At 66.5% G+C, this 11,244-nt stretch carries 6 protein-coding genes; 3 read left to right on the top strand and 3 right to left on the bottom strand.

The window, feature by feature from the left end:
* On the bottom strand, positions 1-278 hold a 278-nt coding region (locus HMPREF9440_RS10030; protein WP_040765640.1), incomplete at its 3' end, for a serine hydrolase.
* A gap of 706 nt (positions 279-984) precedes the next feature.
* A complete protein-coding gene (locus HMPREF9440_RS10025; protein ID WP_245523611.1) occupies positions 985-1,347 on the bottom strand; it encodes a GIY-YIG nuclease family protein in 363 nt (120 codons plus the stop codon).
* A 681-nt stretch (positions 1,348-2,028) separates the two neighbouring features.
* On the opposite strand from HMPREF9440_RS10025, the gene HMPREF9440_RS10020 reads away from it, so the two are divergent.
* Positions 2,029-3,036: a type II restriction endonuclease gene (locus HMPREF9440_RS10020; protein ID WP_008543907.1), complete on the top strand. Its 1,008-nt coding sequence runs from the start codon at positions 2,029-2,031 to the stop codon at positions 3,034-3,036.
* Positions 3,037-3,108: 72 nt separating this feature from the next.
* Here the strand turns inward: HMPREF9440_RS10020 and HMPREF9440_RS10015 are convergent, their stop codons facing one another.
* Positions 3,109-4,263 carry a M20 metallopeptidase family protein gene (locus HMPREF9440_RS10015; protein ID WP_040765639.1) on the bottom strand — a complete coding sequence of 385 codons (1,155 nt, stop codon included), beginning with the start codon at positions 4,261-4,263 and terminating at the stop codon, positions 3,109-3,111.
* Between the two features lie 443 nt (positions 4,264-4,706).
* On the opposite strand from HMPREF9440_RS10015, the gene HMPREF9440_RS10855 reads away from it, so the two are divergent.
* The gene (locus HMPREF9440_RS10855; RefSeq protein ID WP_008543904.1) at positions 4,707-9,479 is read left to right on the top strand and encodes a hypothetical protein; all 4,773 of its coding nucleotides are present in this window, start codon (positions 4,707-4,709) and stop codon (positions 9,477-9,479) included.
* Between the two features lie 16 nt (positions 9,480-9,495).
* Positions 9,496-11,244: hypothetical protein (locus HMPREF9440_RS10000; RefSeq protein ID WP_008543903.1), on the top strand; the 1,749-nt coding region annotated here is incomplete at its 3' end.

Raw genomic sequence — 11,244 nt, 5'->3', positions numbered from 1 at the left:
TGGCCTTCGACGACGCGGGCGGCGAGGAGCGACTTCACGGTGCTGTTCAGAGCGAACTGCTCCTGGCTCCTCCATTCGAGGACGACGTTCCCGGCTTCGTCCCGGACGGAGACGCCGATCTCGGCACCGGCTTCCTTTTCCAAGGTTCGGATGCCGTCCTGACCGGCGGGACCCGGGGGAAGAGCGGCGAAGGAACTGATGGGAAGTGCGGTGCCCGCCGCGCAGAGCGTGGCGGCGGCGATGAGGGTTCGGCGGGAGATGGCGGCGTGGAGTGTCATGGTCGCGGTCCGTCGGGGGTTGGGCCTCCGGGCGTTCCTCTTTTGAGGAAGATTGAGGCAGAGCGAAGCATATCAGGCGCCGCGCCCGCCGGAGCTTAAGAACACCGTCCGGACGTGCGGCCGGAGAGAGGAGCCGGGGCGTCCGGGCGGTGAGGATTGTGCTGGAGCGTGAGGTTTCGGCAGGAGCCGAAGCCTCAGGACCGGACGTGCGGGACGTTTCGACGAGGGACGCGGCGGCGACGGCCGATGCCCTGTGCGGTGCCGGTGACGACGATGGTTTTGCCGGTGTAGTCGATCTTCATGGGTGGTGCTCCCGTTTCGGACTTTGGTGTGGGTTGCTTTGGGTTCTTGGGTTTCTTGACCGGAGTATCCGGAAGGTCCTCCGGCGGCCTTGGGTTCGGCTCGGGATCTCGTGCTTTGGGGTTGAGGCCGAACCGCGGGGGCCCGTCGGCATGCGCTGGGGTCTTGGGTTGCGGATGCCGTCGGAGGAGAGGACCTTCCGGTCGTCTCACGTGATGATTCGTAGAACCGCGCACCTACCATATCCAATGGTGATTTCTCATGCTTGGGCATGCGTTTCATGCATCCCTAAGAAGCCCTCATCCTCCGGATAAATGAAAGCCCCGATGCCGGTGACGTCGGGACTTCCGAAGAAGGTTCTGATTGTGGGTGCCGGGGTCTTCGGCAGGGAGGCCCGCCGGGAGTCTCAGCTCGCCGGGCGGTTGGCGTTGAAGACCGGCTTGAGCTCCCGGATGAGGTACGCCTCCAGGGCGCAGGCGAGGTAGGCGTCCTTGATTTCGAAGCCGATCGTGCAGGCCCGACCGGAGGCCGCCTTGAGGCGCGTATCGACCGGCTGGTAGTCGCCGTCGACGTACCTTGTGTAGGTGTTGAGGCGCGCCGATATCCCGCGGGCGCGGTAGATTCCGCCTCCTCTCGAGACGCCCAACCCGACGTACGTGACGATGCCGTCTTCCGACACGAACGCATAGCAACCCTGCTTGTCGTAGTTGGGAACCGGGCCTTTCTGGACGAGAGCCGGACCCTGCCACTCCGGGGGCTCTCCGCCCATCTTAGCCGCGTCCCAGTGGAGGTCGAAGAAAACGCGCGTTGCCTCCCGAAGCCTCTTCAGCGTCGGCGCGTCGGCCCGATGCTTCTCATCGCGTGTCTGTCGGAGCGCTTTCTCATCTTTCTCGCGTGCGAGTCGAGCCTTGCGTTCTTCGGGCGTTTCCGGAACTTCAACTCCAGGCGTTTCGGATTTCGTCGTCATTCGTGTCTTCCCACCATCCACAACATGCGCTGATGGAGCAATATTACTCCCGAACCGCCGTCCCCTGGTCGACCCCAGGACAAACTACCCCGTGTAAGCAAAGCGATTTCGTCGTAGAATCCGTTCGAACGACCAAGCGACCACCCAGCGTGCGCCGCCTCCCTACGCCCCATCAACCACACTTCAGGGAAACGCACATGTACGAACGATTGACCAACATCTTCTCGGCCGCCGCGATCCGGATCGTGGGCGCGGCCGACGCCGCTCACACCCATCCGCACGACGTCACCGACCTCCTCCGCTGCGGATTCTGCGGGGCTTTGGGAGACGACCCCAAGCCCGAACGCTCCACCCCCCACGCACTACGTCTGGGTCGAGGACGATCCGAAGAAGCGTTGCGGGGAGGAAGGCCGCGCCCTCTGGTGCGGCGCCCCGCAGCCCGCCTCCGCCGACGGCTCGCCCGAATGCCACCTCCGCCTTGAGGTGAACGACGTCACGGAACGTTTCGCCCGCGGCACGCAGCTGCTTCTTGCCCAAACCAAAGTCGGGAAGCTCCTCGTGATCGCGGCGCCGTCGGGAAGCGAAGCGGCCGGACTCGTTCGAAGGGTCTTCGCCTGCGGCACGGACGGGATGGCCGAGGGCGAGGTGCGCCCCGTTCAGCTCTCGAACCAGAAACTCGACCTCCCGCTTCTCTCCATCCTCGCCCGCGAATTCGGTCTGACGCTCGATGACGGGAGCGAGTGCGAGCGCCGCGGGGCGATCCTCGATGAGGCGTTCCCGAGCGCCGACCACTTCCCTTCCGCGCCCGAGTTCTCCCGATTCGTCCGGGAGCAGTGCGGGGCGGACGTGGATCTTCTTGGTCATCCAGACGAGGCGCTCGTCGCCCTGCAGGAGGAAGAGGAACGCTTCTCCGCCGCTCTTGAGCCCCGGCTCCTCAGGCAGGCGCTTCGGCGGAAGTTCGCGGGCGAGAGGTCTCTTCAACTCGAGAAGATGACGGCCCGGCAGTTCGACGACATCCTCGAGGCTACGTCTTCGACGCTCTCGAGCCTCAAAACGCGCTCGGGATGCGCGCTTCACCACCACGTCGCGCACATCCTATCCGAGCGCGGCGTCTCGTACACCGAGCGGGGTGACGCGGACGACGCGCAACCGGCCGGCTTCATCCTCTCCGTCGCGGACGCCATGTCCGAAGCGGACCATCCGGCCGAGCGCTTCCTCGCGTCGAAACCCGAGCTCAAGGACGACTGGCGCAAGGTCTTCACGGATATTGAGGACATTCGCGTCAAGTACCTCCTCACGCTCGACTGCTCGATCTCCGAAGCCTCGCTCGAAGACATGACCGCAGCCGGCGTCCGGCTCGTCGTGCCGCAGCCCTACCGGCAAACCTATCCGGCGTCTCTGCAGCGGAGGATCATCACCTTCGCCGACTTCATCGAGGAGGTTCTCGAGTTCCAGAAGAACCTGCCCGACGCCGACCGACGACCGCGCTGACCCGCGTGTCGCGCCAATACGAAAGGGGCCCGACCGGACCCCTTTCCCTTTTTCAACACGCAAGAAAAGCCGTCAATCCGCCAGCATCGCGAGGCGCTTCCTCACCGTTTCCGCGAGGAACGTCGCCGCGCCGCCGAGCACCCGGTCGTTGAAGTCGAACTTCGGATGATGCAAAGACGCCTGGTGTTTGGCGTCCCGGACGCCGAAGCGGATCATGGTCCCCGGCACCACGGCCTGGTATTCCGAGAAGTCTTCGCCGCCCATCGTGAGCGGGAAGTCGACGCCGGTGCCCTCCCCGTAGAGTTCGTCCGCGGCTGCGCGGGCGAAAGCCGTCGTCTCCGGGTGGTTGATGACGGGATTCCCGAAGTCTTCGATGCGGAGGCTCCCCACGCACCCGTGGGCTTCCGCGACGGCCTTCACGGTCTTCGCCATCTCGGCGCGGACCTTCTTTCGCGTTTCCGCGTCGAACGTGCGGACCGTACCGGAGAGTTCCGCCGTCGCGGGGATGACGTTGCACGCAGGCGTGGAGCCCGCCACGAAGCTGCAGACCGAAATCACGACCGGCTGCGTCGGATCGATGCGGCGCGTCACGACCGTCTGGAGCGCCCCAACCAATTCCGCCCCGCAGGGGATGGGGTCGACCGCCATCTGCGGGCGCGCCCCGTGCCCGCCCTTCCCTTCGATGGTCACGTAGAAGAAGTCGGCGGCGGCCTGCATGGGCCCCACCTTGAACCCCATCTTCCCCGCGTCGACCGACGGTTCGGCGTGCATGCCGTAGATCTCGCGGACGTCGTACTTCCGGAGCGCCCCCGCCTTCACCACGGCCATCGCGCCGGTGCCGATTTCTTCGGCCGGCTGGAAGATCCCGAGCACGCGCCCGGGGAAATCGTTCTCGGCTTGGAGCGCCGCCAAGGCGCCCGCCAACCACGTCGTGTGTCCGTCATGCCCGCAGGTGTGCGCGCACCCGGGGGTTTGGGACGCATAGGGCGCGCCCGAGGCGTCCGTCATCGGAAGCGCGTCCATGTCGGCGCGAAGCGCGTTCGTGGGGCCGGGGCGGATCCCTTCGACCGTCACGAAGAGTGCGCTCTCCAACGTTTCGTTCTCGATCGCGGTGACGCCGTGATCCGAAAGCCATTTGGCGACGCGCATGCGGGTGCCTGCGGTGTCGAACCCGCGCTCGGGATGCTGATGGAGGTCGTGCCGGAGCGCGATGAGGTCGGGGAGGATGGCCGCGACTTCGGGCGCGGGGACGTAGGCCTGATCCGCGGGGCGGGCTTGGCGGGCTTGGCGGACTTGGCCGACTTCGCCGCCTTCACCTTCTTCAGGGCGGCGGCCGCCTTCACCGCCGTCTTGGCCTTCTTTTCCGCCTTCACGGTCTTCTCGACCTTCTCCGCTTTTTCAGCCTTCTCGGCCTTCTTCGATGTCATCTTCTTGGTCGCCATGGCGCGCTCCTCCGGTATGGGTGAGTCTTTCGAGTCTATGCCCCGGGTGCGGCGGCCCGCCTCAGGCGTTCCGCCTACGGACTTCCGGAAGATGCGCAATTCGTGATCAGGACTCTCCGATTTTGATGGTTCTCCCTTGCTTTTGAGGCCGACCCCGTACGCCCCCGCAGGCCGATTCGTACAATTGATGACATTGCAACCCTTATTTGACGCAAGCAGGCGGACACCATGTACATCTTCACGAAGGACACGACCGAACGGGTCATCTACGAACTGCTTCTGAAGTTGATGACGAAGGGCCAGAAAAAGCTCTTCATCGAAGCGGGCCTTTTGGACCGCAGGGGCCGTCCGCCCAAAGGGATGACGTTGAAAGAGACCGTGCAGAAGGCCGCCTTGAAGGACCTGAAGCGCGTCACCGACACCGTGGGCCGCTGCGTCGACCTGATCGACCCTGACTTCAACACCTTCCACAACGTGGGCGAGCAGATCACGGATTTCTTGAGGATGCTGGACGACCCCGGCGACCAACGGGAGCTTCAGAACTGGTTTCAGATGAGGGCCGCGGCGGCGCTCTTCCAGACGATGGAAAAGCGAAACGTCAACGAGCATCTTCGCGAAGTCCTCTTCCGCGCGCTCTACGCGTTCTTTTCCCAAGAGAGCAAACCGAAGCTTCTTGAACTCACCCTCACCGCCATCATGATGGCGCCCACCTCCCGCGCGACCGCTTTGAAGGAATCGAGCGTGCTCGCCAAAGAAGCCGCGAACCTCGACGTGGAGGCGCTCTCCAACCTCTGGACGCGCCTCATCACCGGCTCCGCCCGGCCCGCGAGCGTCGCGGAGATGGTGACGCCGCTCACCGGCGTGAAGCTTCTCTCCTCGGACGACCCCACCGTGCTCAAAGCCCGGCGCCTTTTGGCCGCCTTCTCGCCGCGCTCGCGGGAGAAGCTTCTGGACGCCATGAAGTCCTCTCCCGCGGTGCGGAACGCCATCAACCAGCGGGTCGAATCGGTCGAGGACCCCAACTATCTCATCGTGCTGAGCTCGGTGCTCACACCCTCCATCGTCCCGACGGATCTGCAGACGGACCTCGTCCCGCAGCTCTACGGGTTGATTGCGGACGAATTGAACGCGAAGGGGCCGCTCCGCTACGTGACCCTGGAAACCCAGCGCGTCTTCTGGAGCGTCTACGTGAAGAACACCCCCAAGAAGGGGACGCCCAACCCGGCGGGCGAGAAGATGCTCCGCCCGGTGGTGGAGAAGCTCGGCCCGCGCGCCTTCCTCACGGCCTTTGCCGGGTGGCTCACCGAAACCTTCGACAAGCCCTTCGACGCGATCGGGCAGGAGTGCCGCTCGATCAAGTGGCCCGACGACCTCTACTACGGCGTCCCCGAGGCGGCGTTGGCGGACGACGGCCCCTTCGAGGGCCTCTACGCGCACTGGGACCGGGGCGAATCCGCCCCGGCCGTGAAGCCCATGCCGATCACCGCGACCCCGCAGCCCCAGAACGACGTCTCGGCCGCGATCGAAGCCGTCTACAAGGCGATGGAGGTGGCCGCGCCCGCACAGCTCCGTGACGCGGCGGCCCGTGAACGGAAGGCCAAACAACTCGAGGCCGCCGACGAGAAGCGCACCGCGCGGGCCCTGGGGCTCGCGCTCTCGGCCGCGCAGAAGGCGAAGGCCGAAGAGGACGCGAAGAAGGCGCGGGAAGCCGCGGCCGCGGAAGATGCGGCCGCCGGGACGCCGTCCCCCAAGGCCGTTTCCAAGCCCGAACCCGTGAAGGAAGCGGCGAAGAAGACGGTGAAGGCCGCCAAGACGGAGAAGACCGAGAAGACGGACAAGACGGACAAGGCGGTCAAATCCGCCGCCGCGGCGAAGCTCGCCGAGCAGGCGAAGGAACCCGCCTCGACGACTAAGGCTGCCAAGCCCTCCAAGCCCGAAACCGGCCGCTCGAGGCTCTCCGCCGCCGTTGGCGCGATCGCCGGGGGCGAACCCGTGCGCGACGCCTGGCCGGAATTTCTCACCGCCGGGACGGTGCACGTCAAGCGCGACGAGGTCCCCAATCCGCCCAAACTCAAAACCGTCGCCACGAAGGACGGCCTCCTCGTCAAGGAAGAGGAGGAAGCCGCCGCGGCGAAGGCGGCGCTCAAAGAAGCGGCCAAGGCCGCCAAGGAAGCCGCGAAGGCCGCCGCCAAGAAGAAGGCGGCGCAACCGGTGGAGCCTGTTCAGCCTGCCGAACCCGTTGAGGCTGAAGAAGCCGTGGAAGCGCAGGCCGCTGAACCGGTTGCCGAAGCCGAAACGCCTGAGGCGGAAGCCGCCGAGGTGAAGGCTGAAGCTGTTGAGTCTGCCGACGCCGGTGAAGCCGCTTCCGAAGCCGTCGCCAACGAACCTGCTGAAGCCGCTGAAACTGTCGCCGACGTTGCTCCCGAAGCCCCCGCCAAGCCCAAGAAGTCTTCGAAGAAGAAGCCCGCGGCCTCCCCCTTCCAGATCTTGGAGACGCCGCCCACCGACCCGTTGGTGCTTCCGATCGAAAACGACGTGCCGACGCCCGCCTTGGACGTCCCGGCGCGCGGGCGCAGGCTCTTGGGCGTCATCCGCATCTGGCAGAACTTCATCAACTTCTACCCCGTCGCCGAGTGGCTCCAGGGGACCTTCAAGCCGAGGTCCGCGGACGACGTCCGGCACGAGTTTCCGCTCCACGGCGCGATGAACCTCCGGAACTGGACCCGCGCGAAGCCAGCGCACGGCGAGCTCTACGTCCTCGACTTCCTTCAGGGTGAGATCGAGCGGACGGAAAACGCCGACTACCGCTTCGCGGCGGACGTCTCCGTCATGATGAAGGAAAAGCGCGTGCTCCCTGCCGCAAAGTACGGGGTCTACCCGGTCGTCCACGGTGAGGCCGGCGATTCGGACGTCCTGAAGACGGTGGTCGCCACCGACGCGGCGGTCCCCGCCCGGGGCGACGTCCTCTGGGCGACGGACGGTTTCCTCTTTGGGCCCTACGCCATCCGCGAGAACGTCCAGAAGCAGCCCTACGTGTCGCTCCCGCAGAAGGACGCGGTCTACGGGACCGGGGTGCTCCGCGCCTGGCGTTCCGGCAACAAGACCCTCCCCGTTCAGGCGGCGAAGGTCTTCTTCGGGGTCGACGACGACAAGATGCCGGTCTTTGCGCCGGTCCATTGGGTATCGATCGCGGGTCTGGAGCGCGTCGCCGCCGATCGCATCAGCGAAAACCTCCTCTTTGCGGAGGCGTCCGCCGGTCTCGTCGAGGCGGAGGAGCACCCCGACGCCGACGCCCGCTGGAACCTCCTCACCACGAACGAAGCCTTTGCGGCCTCCCGCCGCGCCCGCATTGAAGCGGGGCTGGGTTCCCGCACCGGCATCGTGCAGATGGCGGAGCGCCTGCGCCCGATGTTCGTCTCCGTGCTGGCGGAAGTGGCCGACGTCGCCAACACCGGCCGCACGGGCGGACTCGTGACGCCGGAGCGTGCGGACGAAATCATCACCGCCCTCGTCGACACCCCGAAGGTGGCGGCGGGCCTCACCGGGCACAAGCGGATCACGACGCTTCTGGAAGACACCGAAAAGCGGCTCGTGGAGACGCGAAGCGAACTCACCCGGGCGCGCTCCGAATTGAAGAAACTCGAGTCCGAGGCCGACCTTCACAGGAAGGCCGCTTCGGACGCCGAAAAGACGATCGAGGACGCGAAGCGCGCCGTCGAGAACGTCGACATCCTCAAACCCTTGGCCGCCATCCGCGCGGGGCTTGAAGCCGACATCAAGACCTTGGAAGTCCAGAAGTCGCACGCCATGGCGGTCTTCGCGGAAGAAGCCGACCGGATCGGCGAGTACCTGCACGCGCAGGTCCGCGCCGTCAAGGACGTCGCCTTTGAAGGCGCCGTCGCCGCGAAGTTCGCGGAGGCCGCGGCCGAGTGGAACGCCAAGGAAGAGGCGGAAGCCTTTGCGGCGAAAGCCGACGAGATGGCGAAGCGCGAGATGAGCCCGTTGACGGGCGCGAAACTCGTCGACCACCTCATCGACACCCTCACCGTGCGCCGCCCCTATGCGGCCGAGGACGTGCTGAATCTCTACCTCACCGTCACCCAGCACTTCCTCACGATCTTCGCGGGGGCGCCGGGGTCGGGCAAAACCTCCGCCTGCACGCTGATCGCGGACGCCCTGGGGCTCGTCAAGGCGGAGCGCTTCCTCCCGGTCTCGGTCGAGCGCGGGTGGACGAGCAAGCGCGACTTCATCGGGTATTGGAACCCCTTGACGAAGCGGTTCGAGTCCGCCGACTCCGCGCGCTACGAAGCCGTGCGCATGATGGACGTCGAGGCCCGCCGCGGGATGGCGACGGCGCCCTACTTCATGCTCTTGGACGAAGCGAACCTCTCCCCCATGGAGTACTACTGGGCGGACTTCATGAACGTCTCGGACGAGCGCGGGAATTTGGCGTTCCTCTCCTTGGGCGGCGACACCCGCTGCAGGATTCCGGATCACCTCCGGTTCCTTGCGACCATCAACAACGACTTCACGACGGAGGCGCTTTCGCCGCGCCTTTTGGACCGCGCCGCGATCGTGACGCTCCCTGAAACCGAAATCGTCTCGCCCACGGATCTGGCGGACGCCCCCTTGATCCCCTGGCGCGCCATGACGGCCACGTTCGGCGCGAAGCCCGCGGACGAGCGCGTGAAGACGCTCGTCGCGGAGCTCGAAGCCGCTTTCGCCGGGCTCGGCATCGCGCCCTCGATCCGTACGAGGAAGGATTTGCTGGGCTACGTCGCCGCCGGGATCCCGCTCTTCGGGAACACCGCGACGCCGCTCGACTACGCCGCGATGCAGCGCCTGATCCCCAAGGTCAACGCCGCCGGGGACGACGCGGGCGACGCCCTGAAGCGCCTCCGGGACTTCACGCAGGCGCGCGGGATGGTGAGGACCGAAGCGGCCGTGCTCGACATCCTCCGCCGCGGCGAAGAAGCCATGGGCTGCTACCGCTGGTTCTGACGGGAGGTGAGCCGCCATGGCAGACGCCTTTCTTGAAACCGGACCGGCCGGCGCGGGCGTGACCGACGTGAAGAGCGGGATGGACGGGAGCGGCGCTCCCGCCTCGCCCTTCATCGTCAAGCTCGTCGACGCCGAGACCGAAGACCTGATCACGATCGGGGCGAGGCTCTCGGACGGGAGGAAGCGCCCGGGCGAAGGGAACGCGCTATCCGGAGGCTTTTCCGCCGACGACGAACCCGAAGGGCGCCTCACCGCCGAGGCGTCCTTCTCGGCGCGCGCGGTGCTCTCGAACGCCAAAACCCTTCTCTCCGACCGCCACTACGCGGTCTATGTGCCGACGGAAACCTTGCGCGCCATCTGGGACACCTTCCCCGAACTCCAGGACCCGACCTTGGAGAAGACCGCCGCCGAAATCCGCGTGAACGGCGACGTATTCTCGGCCGAGGTCGAAATCTACCGGGGACGAAGCGACCTCCCCGGGGACGCGCTTCTCCTCTATCCCAAGGACGACCAGGGCGTGGCGAAGCCCTTCACGTGGGCGTTCGGGTTGACGCAGATCGACGTGGTGCTCCACTTCGGGTGGGAATTCCGCGTGCCCGCGGAGAAGGCGCACCACGTCCTTCGGTGCGACCCCGTCATGGTGCTCCAGCCCGAGGGCGACACCGCCCGGCGCTTCCTCGCCATGGCGGACCGCGTCGCGGAAGGTTTTCTGACGTGGTTCGCACCCGCCGCCCCCAAGACCCTCGTGCGGGAGTCGACCGCACGGGAATTCAACGGGGTGCTCGAAGCCGCGAAGACGATTCTCGCCGCCTATGAGCGGCTGCTGCCGTGGTTCCGGATGAGCCCGAAGACGAAGACGAGGTCCTCTCAGACCTTGGGGTCTGCGGAGCAGATGCGAAGCTTCACCGCCGCCACCGCCGCCTACATCGCGACGCACCCGGATGAATTGATGGAGAGCGCCGTCGATACGGGCGTGCGGATCGGTGCGCGCGCGTTTCTCCCGAAGCGGACCCTGATCGACGGCGCGATGGAAGACCGCGACATCCCGGAAAACCGGGCGGTCGTGGGGTTCCTGATGTCGGTCGAGCAGAAGCTCGCCGAAGCCTTTCAGATCGCTTCCGGGAAGGTGGGGCCGGTCGGAGGAGCGGGCGGTGCGGTGGGCGGCGTGACGACGCCGGACACGCAGCCTCCTCAGCCGGGCGCGGCTCAGCGCCCCGCCCGCCGCCGGCACTTCACCCAAACCGAACACGGCCGCTACGTCGCGGGGACTGCTTTGCTGGAAGCCTTCGCCGCGCACGAACCGCAGACGCACTTCACCGTTGTCGACGCCATCCGGCTCGGCTTTGAAGTCCGCCGCGCGGGACGCATCCGCGCCGCGCTGGCCGGGGCCTTCCCCTTCCACGCGCGGGCGCTCCCCCGCATGCCCTTCCCCACCCCCGTCTTCGAGCGGATCGGTCCCTACCGGGAGGTCTGGCACCTGATGCGCGCGTGGTTCAAGTCGGGATTGGGCGGCAACGCCAAGCCTGCGGTCGCGACCGAGGTGAAGGAGGACTTCGTCTTGGAGGCGCTCGACACCCCGCGCCTCTACGAACGCCTGGTCGTCACCGTGCTTCTCGACGGGATCCGCTCGGCCGGACTGACGCTCGCCTCCGTCGACTCGATCCCCTGGCCCACGCACCCGGTGACGAGCGCGAACCGGTGGGTGTTCACGGGATCCGCGGCGGACGGGGCCGACGCCCGCGTCACGCTCTGGTACGAGCCCGCG

It is taken from the genome of Sutterella parvirubra YIT 11816 (genome assembly GCF_000250875.1).
GTDB classification, from domain to species: domain Bacteria; phylum Pseudomonadota; class Gammaproteobacteria; order Burkholderiales; family Burkholderiaceae_F; genus Sutterella; species Sutterella parvirubra.
Note: the sequence above shows the minus strand (reverse complement) of the source record. Positions and strands in the feature narration are given on the sequence as shown.